Raw genomic sequence first — 16,688 nt, 5'->3', positions numbered from 1 at the left:
TGTAGGCCAGCGACCTTCTTGAACCTGTCGGGAGTTAAATAATTTCCAGAGGGGCTTAAACCAGTCTGGAAATCAGCCATCGGTTTCCTCGTCTGCGAACTCCTTCCCAAAGTGATTGTATGGATTGGATCGTTCTTGTTTCATGATCTCCATCCGTTCGATATGCACACCGAGCTTGTCCAGGTCTTTGATGCTCTCCTCAAGGTCTTCTTGGGTATGACCGACCAATTCTAATGACAAGTTCTCGTCATTCGTCAATAACTCACGGATGCTTACGACCCCGGAGACTTCCATAATATCATCTAACAGTTCCTCTCGGTCTGTAAGCGGGATCGTCGCAGTCACGAGCAGGTGGTGGCCCAGCCCGGTTTCTCTGTACTTGACGATGGGATGGTAGCCGAGGATGACACCATGTTCTTCGAGGCGATTGATCCGGTTGGCGACTGTACTGGAGGAAACACCGATTTTCTCGCCAATCTCGGTAACCGTGTTTCCTCGGGCATCCTGTTGGAGCAGATAGAGGATTCCCTTATCGACGTTATCGATTTCTTCACTAACCACATCCAGCGTAACTGACGCATCAGTTTGTGTCTTCTGCCGGAGTCAGCAAATACACCGACTCAATGCGCCGAACCCCTGGTTTGGATCATGCGGCTAACAGGGTGACCAGGTAGTCGGAACGGAACGAAACCGATTGACCATTTCTTCGATGCGGTAAATATGCAGCCGTATGTATCGGTTGATTCCGGTCTGGGATTGTGAAACAAACGAATTCGCTGTGCTGCATCCATCCTCTGTATCTCGCACGACGGTCCTGACTGTATTCTGGTAAGACGTTCAGACAATGCTGAATACACAGCGCGAATGTGGCACGAGCTGAGAGGCAATCAGTGGGGGAGAGTGAATGCTCGGTGCATAGCGTGTACTGCTCACTAATTGGCCAACCAGCGGTAGATCGATCCCCTGTTCAGATCAGACAATCTTCTACCAGAAATGAACACACGTAAATGAACACACGTGTTTCTTTCTTGTATGCGACCCATACCCTCTCTTATCCGTTACATACTGTTTGAAGGATAGCAATTTAGCCGCTGTTTTTCACTTGCATCTTCCGGGCAAAGCGTACTGTCTATAGGAGCTATGCTATTGTTTGATGTCAAGAAAGCCAGATATGCCGTCCCCACACGGCGGGACGCCCAGACACGAAGAGCGAGCGACGAGCGATGAGGAGAGAAAGACCACTGAGGAGGGGAGATCTCGTCCCCGGCTAATTGATGCAGTCACTCTCATCGGCCTTGGGTACGTGCTCCGAGATTGGGTTGGTCCAGTGAAAGAAAAGTTCAGTTCTGAGGGCGACGATTCCTCGAAACAGGGCCATGGAGTCACTGCCACGATCAAAGGTCGGACGTGGGGGATGACCCAAGGCGCGGCCGATCAAGTCCAGCAGAGTGGTCAAAAAGTAGCACAAAAGACGGAGGCGACGACGGAGAACGTCGCCAATCGAATCAGAGAGTCCAGCGAGGGATTCAGCGATCAGCCCGAAGAGGGAAGCAAACAGTTCGGCGAGATGGTCGAAGAACGCGGTGAACAGGCCGGCGAGGTGCTCGAAGAGGCAGGTGAGATGGTCGAAAAACGCGGTGAAGAGGCCGGCGAGATGGTCGAAGAAGCCGGTGAAATGCTCGAAGAACGTAGTGAAGAGACGGGTGAGATGGTCGAAGAACGCGGTGAAGAGGCCGGTGAGATGGTCGAAGAACGGGGTAAAGAGGCGGGCGAGATGGTCGAAGAGGGTGGTGAAGAGGCCGGCGAGATGGTCGAAGAACGTAGTGAAGAAACCGGCGAGATGCTTGAAGAGGGTGGTGAGATGGTCGACGAACCTCGTGAAGAGGGTGATGAGATGGTCGAAGACCGTGAAGAGGGTGATGAGATGGTCGAAGACCGTGAAGAGGGTGATGAGATGGTCGACGAACCTCGTGAAGAAGTAGGCGGGATGTTCGGAGAAGGCGGTGAGGCGACTGGCGAAATGAACGAAGAGGGGGAAGACGATGATTGGGACTCGAGAGAAAAGATGGGGGATGGCGGGACAGAAACAGTCGAAATGACTGATGAGGAAAAAATAGTAGAACGTATCCGTCAGACTCTATCAAAATAGGAAAGTACTGAGATCCCGAGATTGAATGTGCGCAGTAAGCATTCGCATGTAGCGGTTGGTTTCGGCCCACACATGTGAAATAAATGAGGGTGCCGTGCTAAACTCATCCTCTGTATGCAGCACGCCACTACTGACAGTGGTTCGGTAGTTCGATCAGGTCTTGCTGAACTCAGGGCGCGAATGTTGCACGAGATTCGACTTAATTTACGAAGGCGACGATCGCAGTACAGACGAAGTACACAGCGTTCAGTCCAGTGGAGAAAGGTATCAACTCTCCGTCCCGGAAAACATTCCTGTCAGCACGACAGCGGTACCCACCAGTCCGAACAGAAGACCCACCAGCGGATACGGATACACTCCCTCGAAGAACACGACCAGAAACAACCCTACAAGCGTCACCTGTACACCGAGAATTCCCGATTCTATTGTGTCCATGGCGACATATGTTCGTCGAGAAATCAAAACACTTCAGTCAATAATCGCTGTCCACACCTTACGGTATTACTCGTCCGATTTCTGTGATTCCGTCATGACCTGACCGCTGATTCGCTGCTGTTCGTCTTCCGGGATGAAGGGGCCGAACGCTGCCGTTCGCTGGGCGATGAGCGCAATACGTACCACGTACGCGAGAAGGACCGAAAGCGGTACAAGCGAGACAGCGACAGTCGCGCTGAGGAGGACGACAATGATCGGGCGTGCAATCGTGAAACCGGGTATTTTTGGGGCGATAAAGATGCCGAGTGCGGTGACGGTGACCGCCGGAAGTCCGGTGTACAGCATCATTCGCGACAGTTCTGCGAGTTCTCGCTGTATCCACAACGATTTGATATAATCGCGCGCGGCGTCGAGCTTCCAAGAAGAGATCCTTTAATTCGTCGAGCGCCTCGATCGCGGTCTCCGAAAGCTCATTCTGGTACGTGGCATCGAGACGACGCGCCGTGTGGAGTTGCCACGAATCGTGATAATCAAGCAGGACGATCAGTGTATCGGTCAGCTCGAAACCGAGGTCTTCGAGATCGACGCTAATGTTGTCGGTCTGTTCGGTGAGTGTTTCGGTATAGTCTCTGATCTCCTCTTGCAGTTGTTCGTTGGTGGCTTTCTCACCCGCCGCTTCGAGCTCCCCCCGCTCGGTCGTTGATGGCGTTTGAAAATTGCAGGAAAAATTCCGACGCCTGTGGTGAACTCACGGAGACGTTCGTGGTGTCCGCAATTTGCTGATGGATATCGAACGTTCCCTTCGTCCGGTCGTACAGATCATCGAGCGAGCCCAATTCCTGCGAGAGAACGATCTGATTGAGACCAACGGCGATGGCGATGAGCGTGAGGAGACCGCTCATCGTCCCGCTGAGAAACCAGACAGCCCGTTCCGAGACGGATAGCGAAATGAATCCGGTGAACCCGAACAGAAGAAAAATGGCGAAAACCAACCCAGTGATAGCGACGGTGATTCGGAATCGATCACCGGTAAGTAATATCCACCGCATCAGGCGGTCGGTCACCGAATCCACTGACGAGATATTCTCTGATTCAGACACAGTGACTGCTACAGGGTGTCATGGGAAATAATCATGGTAGAATTACTGGCGTTCCGTCCCTTGTTCCACTGCTCACTGATAGCACGGAGCTACAGACATCACGGCTACCGGATAGGATGATTGGCGACCAGTACGCAGGTCTACTGATCGGCAGCTTCAGCACGAACCACTTGAAATAAACTATGGCGGTTTGCTGCATCCATCCTCTATATTCAGCACTGTCGAACAATCTCAGTTTTGGATAGTTTCTCTGGGAACCGCGCACACCTCCGGCTGTAATGGCACAGCATCAATCTGAGTCATCAACGTGGGCGAAACGACATCGACGAGCATTGACGACACGACATTCTCACGAAGACGTCCTCACCGACCGAGAGTTTGAATTGTTACTCGAAGCCTGTTCGGAGTTACCCAGTCCCCGTGATTTCCAGGCGCGATTCATCTGTTTGGTCGCAGGTCGGCTTGGGCTGCGTGGGGGCGAGATTTCACATCTCCAGACCACGTGGATCGACTGGGATCGGAAGCTTCTCCAGATTCCACAGCACGAGCCGTGTGCCTGTGGGTACTGTCGTCGTCAAGCAGCTCAGGAAGCGAGTCACTGTGACGACCTCACCGAGGACGAGGCAGTAGAGGCCCGGTGGCACCCAAAGACGGTCTCCTCCGCGCGGGCGATCCCCTTCGACCTGTCTTTGCGTCTCGAATTATGCATCGAACGCTTCGCCAATCGATACGATTCGTTTCCACACTCGCGCTCGACGATCAACAGGCGGGTGAACGAAGCTGCCAAGGCTGCCGATCTTCGAGGGCGTGTTTACCCACACTGTTTGCGAGCAACGGCTGCGAGCTATCACGCCTATCAGGGAGTGGCGCCAGTCCCACTACAGGCATTGATGGGATGGAGCGATCTCGCCACTGCCCAGAAATACATTCGAATTTCCGGAACAGCGACCGCCGATGCACTCCGGCAAGCACATCACTGATAACTAACAGCCCACTCACGATTCTTGTAACCTCTGCTGCATACAGAGCGCAAATACAGCACGAAATTTAGTTCGATCTCCGAAGTGGTGAGCGCTCAGTACAGGGTATTCAGTGAACGGTTGCCTATTCCAGCCCTGGTTTTACGCCGTAGAGTGCTGGTACTGTGAGTGATGGCTTTAACTCAAATCGACCACGTGAACGACCAGATGGGAGAGTGCATTGACAACTGTCTCGAAGCCGCTCAAGCGTGTGAATGGTGCGCTGATGAATGTGCTGGTGAAGGCGAAGGAATGGCCAAGTGCCTTCGTCTCTGTCGGGATGTCGCCGATCTCACGACGCTGCACGCACGCTTCATGGCACGGAACTCGAACTACAGCACGCAACTTGCAGAAGCCTGTGCTAGTGCATGCGAAGAGTGTGCGGACGAGTGCGAACAACACGATGAAGAACACTGTCAGGTGTGTGCTGAAGTGCTTCGCGAGTGTGCCGACTCCTGTCGGGAAATGACGTCAACGTAGAACCCGCAACCAATTCTGCCCGTCCACAAACCCTTTTTTCGTCATCAGCGTATTGTCGGCTTGAATAACTTTGTACGATGCTAGAAATCATACGCTATGGCTCGTGAGACTGCCCCCTCCCGAGAGGAGATTGAAAGACGAATCCAACAGGTCGGAAAATACTCCCACGCGGTCCGTATAGGATTGATAATCATCCTCACTGCGTTTCTGTTAGCCGTTGGTGTCGTCCTTCCCGCAAATCTTGACAGTCCCTCACAGGCGATCGAGTCGATACTTATGCCGCTTACGTTCGTCGGACTGGGGACCATTCTGTACGGAATTGGAATGCATCTTCACTTGATGCATTTGAACCTCGTCCGCCAGTTACAGCCCGAATCGACGGACGACCAACGGTCAGCTCCTTGACTCAAAGGACTGATTTCAAGCGAAACGCAGTATCAAGTATGCTCAGTTCGCACTTCTACTGAGCGAGCCGTTCACTGGGTTTGGCGTGAAACAAACGAAGCCGTTGTGCTGAACTCATTCTCTGTATTCAGCAGCCGATTCCCATCAACTGTTGAAGATTTCAACAGAACCATCCACTTCGGTTTGAGGATATGGGCACAGTGATGAAGCGAGGTGTGCAGTAGTTTATATACTTCATCCACAATTATCAGAATAAATGACGCTCCCGTTCGGCATCACTCTGGGAGAAATCACCGTCGCCGGCGTGGCTCTCGCCGCCGTCAAAATCGGCGGATCAAAACTTGTCGACTGGTGGAGAGACCGCCGTTCCAGTCGCAGAGAACGAGTCCACGACTGGCACCGAGAACTGCAAGATTACCTCTCGGACGTACGCTCCGTTGGCCGTCGTGTCCAAAACGACCGGAAAATAGACCTCGACAAGATTGAGGAACTAATTCCAGCTACAACTGCCATGGATGCACGTGTAAACACGCCTCCATCCGGTGTGCTGTCGATGGTTGACCGCGACACGTTCGCGAAAACGCGACGCGCTGCCGGGCTCGCGTATCATCTCGCTCACCTCCCGGCACCGGACCAAGACGCCGATTCGATTGCAGGTGTGATGCGCCACCAGTACAAACTCCTTCAAGAGTTAGATGTGGAGACTGACGTCGAGATGGGCGATGTACTGGAGATTATCGGGGAGATAAGCCAGCCCGAGGATTTCGACATCAGCACGAAGGAAGCAGAGGAAATTATAGATGCTTTTGAGAAGGAAGCCGACCGGCGGATGGAAGATGCTGAGGAGATGACGGTCGACGAACTGATGGAACTGCCATGGGAGGAAGTGGACCAAGTCATTTCTGAACGCGTCCGCCACGACATAGTCCGGTTCTCTATCGAGCAGTATTACGAGATAGCGTTACTTAAGGCTCCGAAAGAGGCTCGAGCTGCGTTGCAGGGGTCTGAAGATAGACTGTTCGGATAACGAATGGGGCTATTCTGGCCGTAGATCACGCCACCGAACATCCACGCGCTTCCCACTCTCGGCTAGTTCGACTCTATAGAGCACGGAATCCCGCTCATCACCGGTTGCCTGCCCGGCGTCATCCTCGAATACAACGATAACCTCGCCCAGTTTCCTTCACTCCGGACAGAGCGCAGGGACCCTCTTCGTGCTGCATATGCACTCTATATCTTGCACGGCTCTCTTGACAGCGATTCGGTAGTTTGTCCAACGTCTGCTGAACTCAAAGCGTGTCTCCAGCACCATGGGATAGTCCCATCCGGGAGCGTTTCAGCGCGTTTCCATACCGGTATACAGGACGAGTATGGCGCTCAGATACAGCATCATCCAGCCGACAATACCCCACGTCAGTATGTTCGACGGATCGAAGTTATCCCAGACGCGAGCGACACCGATTAGTACCAGCGTGAAACCGAGTATCTGGCTTTGGATCAGTATTCGGGCCGCACTCCAGCGCGGATCGAGCACGACGACGCCGTTCACGACGCCAAAGAGCACGAACCATCCGGCCAAAATGCGCGCCGTCAAGGGAGAGATCGTCCACGGCCAGGCACCGATCATTAATTCGGGGGTGACAAACAGAGCGACGGCACTGATTGTGAGGACAACACCGATACTGCCTCCGAGTACTCGTACCGCTTGTGGAAGACAGATCGCATCTACTGCTATCTCACCAGAATCGGTTCGACGATTGAGTACCCAAATAGTGGGAATAAGTAGGGGTGTCACTGCGTAAAGAAAGACCCAGAGGTAGAACGTGTGATGACTGTGGTTGAACTTTTCCCAGTGAAGCACGGTGGCGATAGCCATCACCCAGGTGAATGTGGCGATACCGAGAAAGACCGGGGCGACTTTGTGCCATGCGTCGACGGTGGAAACGCGGTAGAAGAAATACACGCCTGCTCCGTAGCCAGCACCCATTATGATCGGCGTCATCTCGGGACGGATCGTCCACGCGAAGAACTCGGTCGTCCGATCTGGCAGTCCGTACAGAACTAGAAACGCCGCGGCCAAAAACGGGATTATGAAGCGTGCGACCCAACGGGTCAGAGACAGAACCTGGTCGTCATGGACAGAGACGTCCACTCCTTTTCGAAAAATTGCTTTCGATTTGACCAACGAATATCACCTAATACTCTCCTTCTTTGCTTCGTCAGAGTATAACCGTTCCCCTCAAAATCTGATGGATCTACCCTCTGTATCTGCATGCTTCTCTTGACAACGATTCGGTAGCTTGTCCAGTGTCTGCTAAATTCAAAGCGCGAATGTGGCAATCGGTAGTGCGTTATCAACCCAGAGGACGAACGCTCAGTATAGGATTTCACTAATGAGGCTTCATCTCAAAACCTGATCATACAGTATAAACTCATCTAATTCGAAATAACCAATACTTGAACGAATATATAGTGTAGAGTAGCGAGAGTTCGAATCATTGGGGGAAGGATATTCTCCAATATCTGTTAGGTCCCGGAACATTTTGCGAAAATGCTTCGCGTCTCCACAAGCGACGGCACTTCCTCTGGAAACATAAAAATCAAAAAGTGTTTTTGATAATTCATGAAGTTCGAAATAATTCACCACCGATGAGTTTGTCCGGGTTTCACGAACAGGCTCATGCATTTTCAGGGAAGCTTCCGGATATTCGCACTCACCCTCTTCGCTTAGTGCTTCAGGTTCGTTTTCCAGTGTATGCCCGTTCGAATCGTCTTTGGCTTGTGAAAGACAACCAGAAATACTACCGACAGCGGCGAGCTCAATCCCCCGAAGCAACGAGCGTCGATTCATATTGATGCTTTGCTAACCACTCGCATATACCTTGGCTTAACTAAAACATCTATTTGAGTACCGTGTTCCATCACCTTGAATCTGGCACGGATCGAACGATGAGGACTACTGTGAATCCAGCGGTCAACTAACCTCTTTCTCTGGTCAGTTCGCAAGCCCACCGACTATCCTATTCAGCACAGGCCGCTCGGAATAAACACGGTTAACTTGCTGAACTCATTCTCTGTATACAGCACCAGTTCAGCAGACTATCGTGACACTGTCAGTTCGGGGCTGATGCATACAGAGAATGAGTTCAGCACGACAACTTCATTTGCTTTCACGCCGAAACAGGTGAACTAACCACTCACTACACGTACTTATCGAGCATTTCCGGATTAGAACTCTCCACAAAAACAGGAGAATCCATACGCGTGTAGCGCGTGTATAGTCACGGTAATGAGCGTCATCGTAGAGTTCACAATTGAGGCAGAGGCGTTTACACTCGGCAGGGTGCTGTCGGGGCCACCGAAGATGCACATCGAACTTGAGCGAATTGTCCCGACAGGGTCAATGGAGATGCCGTTCCTGTGGGCGACCGGAACCGGCTTCAACGCGTTCGAAACGAAGGTACGGGACAGTCCTTACGTCAAAGAACTCCACACTCTCGACAGGATCGAGGACAGCGGCCTGTACCGGGTCGAATGGAACGAACCCCGCGAGGGCGACCTCACGGAAGGGATTGCACGGACGAACGCAATCGTCCTCGAAGCGCACGGGGGTGACACGTGGGAGTTTCGACTTCGCTTTACCAATCACGATGCCCTCTCACAATTTCATAACTACTGCACCACCCACGACTTCCAACTCATCATCGAGCGTACCTACACGTTACGAGAAACGACCGATAGTGGCCATCAGTTCAACCTCTCGCAGAAACAACGCGAAGCGCTCGTCCTCGCCCTCCAATGGGGCTATTTCGGCACGCCACGTGAAACCTCCCTCGACGAATTGGCGGACGAGCTTCGGCTCTCGAAGCAGGCACTGTCAGACCGCATTCGTCGGGGCAACGAGACGGTACTTCGCTCTGTGTTGCTCTCGTCAGTGGCCGATTCCGACTGACTGGGAGCAGGTGGTATAAAAATAACCAGACCGGTCAAGATACACACTCTCCCGCCTCAGACTGGTACGTGTCGTATGCCACCTGCCACCAATAACGATGAGTCCACTCCCTCACACGAGGATATCGCAGTTGGTGAGGTGTGTTCTGCGCTTGCAAATGAGCGGTGTCGCTCGGTCCTCTACTACTTTCAGGAATCAACGCCTACTGTGGCGTCGTACGAAGCCCTCATCACGTACAGTTACGAGCATGACGATACCATCGACACTCGGGAGCAGGCAGCCATCGCCCTCCAGCATGTTACACTGCCAAAATTGGAAGAAGCGGGGATAATTGAGCACGATGGACGCAGTTCCACCGTTCGGTATCGAGGATTTCCGCAGTTAGAGACGATGGTCCGACTTGTGGCCGACATGGAAGATGAACTATAGTACAGGTCCCTCTTTTTTCGCCTTGATAGTATCTGAATAGCCTGCTACGTATATTCGCTGTACTGAGCGTTTGACCTTCCGTGTTGATCGCTCCTCAGTCAATGCCACACTCGCGCTCTGTATCCAGCACGCCCCTCTTGACAGTGGTTCGGTAGTTCGACCAGATCTTGCTGAATACAGAGCGCATATTTGGCACGGAGGAGACGGTGTTCCAGTCTCAATTGAACCGGGACAGACAGAGGGACAAAGTAACGATTTCGGGGGTCTCATTATTCGGTTCTTCCCGGAATCACACCCTTCGCAGATCTTTTCACTTGCAAGCAATAGGCAGTAGCCCTTACTTCCCCTTCGTTGAAACACATGCAAACAGTTATTCATCTCATTTCAGGTGACGAGAACGAACAAGAAACAGCACTGGCTATTGCCAGAAACATCTTAGACGATGAGACTGGCAGTATTGACGACGTTGCGGTTGTCGTTCAGGCAGGTGCAGTGAAGGCGATCCAAACCGGCCAAGAGACCGAGAAGCAAGTTCGGGCCCTATTGGACGACGGTGTCTCATTCAAAGCCTGCAGCAACACACTGGAAATGATGGATCTTGACGAATCCGACCTCGTTACCGGCGTTGAGACCGTCCCAGAGGGCGCCGTGGAAGTTACGCGGTTGCAAACAGAAGGATACGCCTATATGCGGCCGTAGTGAGCTTGCGAAACTCTACTTGATTTGGGTAGGTTCACAACAGCCGTCTACACCTACCTTATTCAGCCCAGGGTGAAAAGCAGTCGCTGTCGTGATGGATACATGCTCTATATTCAGCAGGCATCTTCTGACAGAATCTGAGGAGGAAGCTCAGTTTCTGCTGAATACAGCGCGCATATGCAGCATCGAGGATCGGCCGGAACGAACCGTCGGAAATGATATAGACAGTGACCGCAGGGATCCTCTCGGTGTGCTTCCCTGTCTAACCTGTGTTGATAACAGTGTTAACTCGGTCAATGTTCCCACCAATTACTGGGTCGATGCGCATGATGGCATGCCCACCATGAGGCTATAGGTCCGGCTATCGTCTATGGTGATATGCCAGGAGAGACAGAGAAGCCCAATACCGTGAGAGTACAGGAACTATACGATTCGTTTAGCAAGGGTGATTTCGAGGCCATACGAAACATCATGGATCCAGATGTGGAGTTACACGAACCAAAGGGGATCGCTGGCGGGGGAACACACCACGGATTCGACGAGATTGTTGAGAACGTCTTTTCCAGGGTAGGAACTGAGTGGGAGGATGTTTCGGTCGTCCCAGAGCGGTACGTCGAGGACGATGATACCGTCGTTGTACTTCTCACTTGGAGTGGTACGTCTACCAAGACGGGAAAGTCAGTCGAATACCCGAACGCGCACGTCTTCGATTTCGAGGAGGGGAAGATCATTCAGTGGAGATCATACGCTGACACCGCGTTATTCAACGCCGCGCTCGAAGCGTGAACTACCACGAGCATCAGTGTTGCGTCATTCCTGACCGAACTGAAGACATACAATCTCTGAGTGGGTCACGTCGTTTCTGGCAGGAATCGGATTGTTTGTTTAGCGACTGCTGAACTCATAGCGCGAATGTCGCACGAGATCTGGATCGATTTGCGAAGGTGGTGAGCGCTCAGTATAGGCGTTGTAGTGAACGAATTTGCACCCTTACTATCGTCACCACACCGGAACGTCTCGCGAAAACCCTTGGACAGTCGTCTATGCGTTAGCGTGACCGCAGAGTTCCAGATACGGCGCAACTACTGTTCGCCCGACCGCTAATTCCACCTGTTCCTCGTCCGTGCTGTATCGAACGAGTCCCGCATCACGAAGGTGCGGCAGGTGACAGTGCGCCAAGTCGGTGAGAACGCGTTCGTATCGTTCGTTCGTCGGCTCGCCTTCTTTGATCGCGATGTACTCGGCCAGATCGCCGAGCGGGATGGCCGCCGGTTTTTGCGCCAGATATGCCACTGCGTGCTGTCGACGGTCGTGGGAAAAGGCCGTAAACAGCTGCGTCGGGGTGATATCGCGGCGCTCATCGTCGGGCTGGTTCGGGTCTCTGGTTAGTGCTGTCATGGTTATCTGCTGGTACTGTACCTACACGGCGTTCTATCCAACACATCATCGCGCGCCAACTTCAGCAGAGTACGTCTGGCACTACGTGGATTAGGAACCCTCATATATCTTCTTGTTCTCACAAAGTGCTAGAAAACTAATATACTGTATATGTTGTCGATCGGCTCGGGTTATCTATTCAATTTCCTGATCACTCTTCGAGCAGTGATGGATCGTATGTCCGCTCAGCGGGCGGCACTTTTTCGATCGTGACTCGCCAATTCGGGGCATCGGAAACAGGTCCGGGAAACTCCCACGTATCTTCAACGGCGGCTCCACGGCCATACGCCGAGATGATCAGGTCCTTGAGTTCGTGTTCGAATGTGGCCGATGCGTCAGTGGAGGATGTTGAGGGGTGATTGGCTTCCATGATGGATAGAGGCGTCAGGGCGATGATCACGCTCGGAACGCTCACAGTATCCAAGCATGGGACATAGATAACAATGTCGTTCAGCGATTACGTTCACAAGACTCTGATGAAACCTCCTTCTTAGACAACAGTCCTAGTGAAATTATTGCTCACTACGCACCTCTACGCAATAACTGATTCGCCGGAGTGAAGATGAAAGGAAGAATCTCTCCTTGATGAATACAGCCTCTGTATTCAGCAGGCACATTCTGTCAATTTCTAATGACTTCAACAGAGCCGACTAAGCAACCACTTCAGCTTCATCTAAGAGCGACCGATATCGTCGCCACCGGGACTTGCCTTCGGCCTCAATGTAGTTGTACTTCGCCAATTTCTCGAGCATATTCCGCCGCTGGCGTTTCGTACGGCCGCGATTCTCCCATTTCGCCTCGTACTTCTCGTGGAGTTCTCGAGCAGCGATCTCGCCCTCGCTATGGACGATTTTGAGCAGCGACACCTCGTGATTGTTGAGTCCCTCCGTCGAATATCGTGGGGTAGAAGCGGCTGCCTCGATCGCCTTTTTGACGTCTTCGTCAGTTATAGGTCGCTCGTTTCTCTCAGCGCGCTGGGCTGCCTTGTGTAACGTTTTGATCGCTTCGCGAGCGTCGCCCGACGCGGCCGCGATTCGTTCGACCTGGCGGTCATCGATCGCCCCCGGTTGGAGGCCGGCCTTCACCCGGTCCCCGAGGATCTCGGTCAGCTCCGTCGTGGAGTACTCCGCGAATCGAATATCGGTCGAGCCACCCAGCCGGGAGATAACGCGCTCATCGAGTGATGAGAAAAACTGGTGGCGCCGATTGCTGATGAGCACCAGCGAGAGACCTTCGATCTCGTATAGTCGGTACAAGAGATCCTTATCGTCCAGGCGATCGGCCTCGTCGAGCGCGACCACGGCGGGCTTGTCGAGATCGTCGATGGCTTCGCGGATTCGTTCGAGGAGTACCGGCTGGGGTGTTGACGAACGTTCTGAGGATTTTCTCGAGGACCTCAAAGGGTTTGTAGTTGACCCAGCAGTTCACCATGACAGTGACGACGTCCTCGTCGCTCATCTTGAGTTGCTCGAGGGCGTACATCGAAGAGACAGTTTTTCCCACTCCAGGCGGGCCGTAAATTGTAACGACGTTATCGACCACGCCACCGATCGCCGGCGCGAGTGCGTTCGAGAAGGTGATGAGTTCCTGGGTCCGGTGCTTGATATCACCGGGGACCCAGTCCTCGTCGAAGACATCCTCGTCTCTAATGACCATAGACTGACGTCCTCAGACAGAGGTAATAACAATTGGCTGTGGATTTCCGCTATTTCCGGGAACTACTCTGTAGATGATTACCGAGGAGTAAAGCCGTTGAAATGGCTGATCCTCTCGGAAATGACGGAAGCAACTGACGGGAATCTGTTGAAAACATCAACCGTTGATAGGAACCGTACCCTGAATACAGAGGTTAAGTCCACCAGGAGAGTTTCGCGCATTTTCTCTGTCTGCTCAGTAGCCCACTCGTCGTTCAATTCAGTCCTCTCGAAAACCCGTAGTACTCGTCTTTCCGACGGCCTGAAATTCGGTTGACCCGCATTGACAGCCGTTTCTCGCCCCGATCGGTTGTGCCGTGCCGTCAGGCCATTGCCTCGCTGCATAGGCCGATCCGCAATCGACACAGGTGACGGCTGTCCGTTTGCTCGTTCCATTGGGCATAACTATCTCTTCAACGAGTAATACCGTCAGCGCTTCTTTTGGGTATCCAACGGGTCTTTAAGCACCTTCTCGATTCGACTCTAGCTTTTCGGGAAGGGTACTGCCGAGGATGTGTTTGATCCCCCGGCGGAGCCGGGATGCGATGGCCTGCTGAGAGATGCCGAGTTCGTCGCCGAGTTCTGCCATCGTCACTTCGCGCGGGGATTCGAAGTACCCACGCTCGTAGGCGAGTACCAGCGTGTCTTGCTGCGTGTCAGTGAGTGCTGCCGCGGTTTCGGTTTCGACCGGTGTCAATGCGTGCAGTTCTGTCAGCGTGACCGGGATGTCTAACTCTCGACAGCGAGATTGAAAGGTTGCAAGATCGCTTCGAGTGTCTCCGCGAATGTCGAACGTCCACCGACGGCTCGTGCCGGTCGCTTTGATGAGCGGAACGCCGGTCTCAGTCAGCACGCTCAGCACGTCGTCGTACTCGATCGACCACTCGACCCGCAGGAGATACTCGCCATCGACGGAATCGACGAGCTGGATGTCCCTCACGCCCGGGTGGGCATCAAACGCGGCCTCGATGTCGTCAACTTCCGTTCCTCGAACCCAGAAGTAGGGGATCACCACGTCCTGTGACGGAATCAGTCGCTCCAGTTCGACCGTCACGTCCGGGAGTTGTGCGAACACGGTACCGAGGGGGAACTGATCGGATGGGACGGTAAAGGTCGCCTCAGTCGCCATGACTCGAACGATGTCACACTGATTGTAAAACTCTTCCATGGAACAATGTGGAGGGGACGAAGGACTCCGTCACCCGCTTTTGAGCGCTCTCGACGTGTTGACTACGCGCTTTCAGTTCAGCATAGACTAAATGAGCTACGCGGTTTTTGTCAGAAACAACGTGATCGACTCGGAGGATGTTTTCAGCAAACGAGTTTTATTTATTCCGAATGGTTTTCGCTGAATTTTCCGTTTAGTAGACTTGCGAACTGATCGCGAGGAGATCGTTAGCGATCTCACTTCACCGGATGAAGTCGATCAACTAGCACAGGCGATTGAGGACTTCTGGCTAAAAACCGCCAACTTACCTCCCAAGGAGAACTAAGAGACCTCTGTCGATCGAGGGGAACGGACGTTACTCACATCTTGTGAAGATCAAGTTTCGTCACTACACCTATTGCGAGCCAGCGATCGCGAGTAAGACGACGATAGGCACTCCAATCGCGAGCAGCGGCGCCGCGAGTTCGGGTCCGGATTTAAAGGGCCTATCGTCGACGGACATGCGGTCGATAGACTAACAGTAGCTATTTCACATTAATCTGAGCGGGGCGCTGTCTGTCGTTGTCGACAGATCTGATTAACACATGATCGCCCCGCTTCCTAACTCCATGCGACTCTGTTGCGATCCTTAGAACATGAAGGTTTGGCACCCCCTGCGGTAAGTACACGTGAAGCACATATCCTTAAGTACAGTTTGTATAGACAACACACAGTGCCATCCGTTTCTATCCCCGAAACCAACTCCCGAAATCAACTATGGAATGTACCGACTGTCAAAGAGAGGATGGGAAAGTGACTAAAGTAACATTTGAGGGAGGAGATATCAACTGGGCATCCGTTTGCGAGGACTGTATCATAGAGTACGTTATGAATTTGAACGTCGCTGAAATCGATCGTGTACGGCTATCATGAGAACGGTCAGTTCGCACGTGTAGTGAGCGTGCGTTTCACGCTAAAACACATCTAAAGAATAGGATTTCAACAGAACCTTTCACGTAGCAACGGCCATATTTGTCAAAAACCGTACGAAGAACGCCTCTCGCGCGGTTTTAACCGATAGAATAACATAGGTCTGGCCAAGACGGTCAATTGCGCAGGGAGGGGGACATCACCAACCCAGGTGTAGCTCATCCTCCAACCACCAACCACCATCATTTCCCCGCGTTTGACACACTGATATCACCAACGTTCGGACTTTAAGGCCGATTCTACTGTTGGTAGGTGTGGCGCCAGCACTCTGACTTACGCACTACTGGGCTCGACGACGTCGGCACACTCACACACCAGCTCGCGAACATCGTCAGCCGTGCCTGCGTTGATCGAGGCGACGATCCCTTCGGTTTCGTCGACGACGAAGTGAAGCTCCGTCGCGTGGTCGAAAAACCGAGCGGTCGCAATCAAATCTCCGTGAGCGTACAGCGACTCCTGGTGGGGTGTATTAAGTGCTTCCAATCGGTTATCGCGGAATATTCGCTGGAGTTGGCCGCTGTCGTATGCAGATTCGACGTCTTCACGAGTGTAGATAAACTCGCTGCCCTCCGGCGTGTAATAGCCAACACTACGGAGTTCGTCGCCGAACTGCTCATCCAGAAAATCGGTCAGTTGGGCTGCAGTCTCTTGAACCATCACAGTTAGATTGACAGTCACTAATGATAATATTATAGGCCGACTCGAACCGTTTCCCGTTACATTTTGAGGATCTCGAGCTTCGAGACCAAACT

General features: G+C 52.7%; 22 protein-coding genes and 1 pseudogene. 9 read left to right on the top strand and 14 right to left on the bottom strand.

All coding sequences use genetic code 11. The annotated features are described in order from the left end of the window. Positions 1-72: 72 nt before the first annotated feature. Positions 73-561, bottom strand: coding sequence for an Lrp/AsnC family transcriptional regulator (locus ACFQS4_RS11145; protein WP_497901577.1), 489 nt, complete (start codon positions 559-561; stop codon positions 73-75). 592 nt (positions 562-1,153) lie between these two features. Between ACFQS4_RS11145 and ACFQS4_RS11140 the strand changes: the two genes are divergently transcribed. Next, positions 1,154-2,149, top strand: a complete 996-nt coding sequence (locus ACFQS4_RS11140) for a hypothetical protein (RefSeq protein WP_497901576.1) — start codon at positions 1,154-1,156, stop codon at positions 2,147-2,149. Positions 2,150-2,416: 267 nt separating this feature from the next. Here the strand turns inward: ACFQS4_RS11140 and ACFQS4_RS11135 are convergent, their stop codons facing one another. From ACFQS4_RS11135 to ACFQS4_RS11120, 4 genes and pseudogenes are all read right to left on the bottom strand, one after another. Continuing rightward, positions 2,417-2,584, bottom strand: a complete 168-nt coding sequence (locus ACFQS4_RS11135; protein WP_497901575.1) for a hypothetical protein — start codon at positions 2,582-2,584, stop codon at positions 2,417-2,419. Between the two features lie 66 nt (positions 2,585-2,650). After that, the gene (locus tag ACFQS4_RS11130) at positions 2,651-3,013 is read right to left on the bottom strand and encodes a DUF7972 family membrane protein (protein ID WP_500193768.1); all 363 of its coding nucleotides are present in this window, start codon (positions 3,011-3,013) and stop codon (positions 2,651-2,653) included. A gap of 55 nt (positions 3,014-3,068) precedes the next feature. Beyond that, positions 3,069-3,218, bottom strand: a pseudogene (locus ACFQS4_RS11125) (DUF7972 family membrane protein); the annotation flags it as partial. Between the two features lie 31 nt (positions 3,219-3,249). Next, positions 3,250-3,648 (bottom strand): DUF7972 family membrane protein, encoded by a 399-nt coding sequence (locus tag ACFQS4_RS11120; RefSeq protein WP_497903187.1) that lies wholly within the window; start codon positions 3,646-3,648, stop codon positions 3,250-3,252. 314 nt (positions 3,649-3,962) lie between these two features. Between ACFQS4_RS11120 and ACFQS4_RS11115 the strand changes: the two genes are divergently transcribed. The 4 genes from ACFQS4_RS11115 to ACFQS4_RS11100 all read left to right on the top strand — a co-directional run bounded on the left by ACFQS4_RS11115 (position 3,963) and on the right by ACFQS4_RS11100 (position 6,615). Then, positions 3,963-4,664 carry a tyrosine-type recombinase/integrase gene (locus ACFQS4_RS11115; protein WP_497901573.1) on the top strand — a complete coding sequence of 234 codons (702 nt, stop codon included), beginning with the start codon at positions 3,963-3,965 and terminating at the stop codon, positions 4,662-4,664. A 171-nt stretch (positions 4,665-4,835) separates the two neighbouring features. Then, a complete protein-coding gene (locus ACFQS4_RS11110; RefSeq protein ID WP_497901572.1) occupies positions 4,836-5,183 on the top strand; it encodes a four-helix bundle copper-binding protein in 348 nt (115 codons plus the stop codon). Positions 5,184-5,279: 96 nt separating this feature from the next. Continuing rightward, entirely contained in the window at positions 5,280-5,588 is a 309-nt protein-coding gene (locus tag ACFQS4_RS11105; protein ID WP_497901571.1) for a hypothetical protein, read from the top strand. A gap of 256 nt (positions 5,589-5,844) precedes the next feature. Beyond that, complete coding sequence (locus ACFQS4_RS11100; protein ID WP_497901570.1) at positions 5,845-6,615, top strand: hypothetical protein; 771 nt, start codon at positions 5,845-5,847, stop codon at positions 6,613-6,615. Positions 6,616-6,624: 9 nt separating this feature from the next. Here the strand turns inward: ACFQS4_RS11100 and ACFQS4_RS11095 are convergent, their stop codons facing one another. From ACFQS4_RS11095 to ACFQS4_RS11085, 3 genes are all read right to left on the bottom strand, one after another. Further along, positions 6,625-6,765 (bottom strand): DUF8139 family protein, encoded by a 141-nt coding sequence (locus tag ACFQS4_RS11095; RefSeq protein ID WP_497903186.1) that lies wholly within the window; start codon positions 6,763-6,765, stop codon positions 6,625-6,627. A 159-nt stretch (positions 6,766-6,924) separates the two neighbouring features. Continuing rightward, positions 6,925-7,773 (bottom strand): hypothetical protein, encoded by an 849-nt coding sequence (locus ACFQS4_RS11090; protein ID WP_497901569.1) that lies wholly within the window; start codon positions 7,771-7,773, stop codon positions 6,925-6,927. Between the two features lie 216 nt (positions 7,774-7,989). After that, on the bottom strand, positions 7,990-8,439 hold the full coding sequence (locus ACFQS4_RS11085; RefSeq protein ID WP_497901568.1) for a hypothetical protein: 450 nt from the start codon (positions 8,437-8,439) through the stop codon (positions 7,990-7,992). Between the two features lie 438 nt (positions 8,440-8,877). Between ACFQS4_RS11085 and ACFQS4_RS11080 the strand changes: the two genes are divergently transcribed. The 4 genes from ACFQS4_RS11080 to ACFQS4_RS11065 all read left to right on the top strand — a co-directional run bounded on the left by ACFQS4_RS11080 (position 8,878) and on the right by ACFQS4_RS11065 (position 11,454). After that, positions 8,878-9,540, top strand: a complete 663-nt coding sequence (locus tag ACFQS4_RS11080; RefSeq protein ID WP_497901567.1) for a helix-turn-helix domain-containing protein — start codon at positions 8,878-8,880, stop codon at positions 9,538-9,540. A 75-nt stretch (positions 9,541-9,615) separates the two neighbouring features. Then, positions 9,616-9,969, top strand: coding sequence for a DUF7344 domain-containing protein (locus tag ACFQS4_RS11075; protein ID WP_497901566.1), 354 nt, complete (start codon positions 9,616-9,618; stop codon positions 9,967-9,969). Between the two features lie 360 nt (positions 9,970-10,329). After that, a complete protein-coding gene (locus tag ACFQS4_RS11070; protein WP_497901565.1) occupies positions 10,330-10,668 on the top strand; it encodes a DsrE family protein in 339 nt (112 codons plus the stop codon). A gap of 378 nt (positions 10,669-11,046) precedes the next feature. Further along, positions 11,047-11,454, top strand: coding sequence for a nuclear transport factor 2 family protein (locus ACFQS4_RS11065; protein WP_497901564.1), 408 nt, complete (start codon positions 11,047-11,049; stop codon positions 11,452-11,454). 255 nt (positions 11,455-11,709) lie between these two features. Here ACFQS4_RS11065 and ACFQS4_RS11060 read toward each other — a convergent pair whose 3' ends face one another. The 6 genes from ACFQS4_RS11060 to ACFQS4_RS11035 all read right to left on the bottom strand — a co-directional run bounded on the left by ACFQS4_RS11060 (position 11,710) and on the right by ACFQS4_RS11035 (position 16,593). Then, positions 11,710-12,066 carry a DUF7344 domain-containing protein gene (locus tag ACFQS4_RS11060; protein ID WP_497901563.1) on the bottom strand — a complete coding sequence of 119 codons (357 nt, stop codon included), beginning with the start codon at positions 12,064-12,066 and terminating at the stop codon, positions 11,710-11,712. Between the two features lie 190 nt (positions 12,067-12,256). Beyond that, positions 12,257-12,520: a hypothetical protein gene (locus ACFQS4_RS11055; protein WP_497901562.1), complete on the bottom strand. Its 264-nt coding sequence runs from the start codon at positions 12,518-12,520 to the stop codon at positions 12,257-12,259. Between the two features lie 235 nt (positions 12,521-12,755). Next, positions 12,756-13,406, bottom strand: a complete 651-nt coding sequence (locus ACFQS4_RS11050) for a Cdc6/Cdc18 family protein (protein ID WP_497901561.1) — start codon at positions 13,404-13,406, stop codon at positions 12,756-12,758. Further along, on the bottom strand, positions 13,369-13,761 hold the full coding sequence (locus tag ACFQS4_RS11045; protein ID WP_497901560.1) for a hypothetical protein: 393 nt from the start codon (positions 13,759-13,761) through the stop codon (positions 13,369-13,371). The genes ACFQS4_RS11050 and ACFQS4_RS11045 overlap by 38 nt, the downstream gene beginning before the upstream one ends. Positions 13,762-14,259: 498 nt before the next feature. Beyond that, the gene (locus ACFQS4_RS11040) at positions 14,260-14,928 is read right to left on the bottom strand and encodes a helix-turn-helix domain-containing protein (RefSeq protein WP_497901559.1); all 669 of its coding nucleotides are present in this window, start codon (positions 14,926-14,928) and stop codon (positions 14,260-14,262) included. A gap of 1,281 nt (positions 14,929-16,209) precedes the next feature. Next, a complete protein-coding gene (locus ACFQS4_RS11035) occupies positions 16,210-16,593 on the bottom strand; it encodes a DUF7522 family protein (protein WP_497901558.1) in 384 nt (127 codons plus the stop codon). Positions 16,594-16,688: the final 95 nt, after the last annotated feature.

It is taken from the genome of Saliphagus sp. GCM10025317, assembly GCF_042663665.1.
GTDB lineage: Archaea > Halobacteriota > Halobacteria > Halobacteriales > Natrialbaceae > Natronosalvus.
Note: the sequence above shows the minus strand (reverse complement) of the source record. Positions and strands in the feature narration are given on the sequence as shown.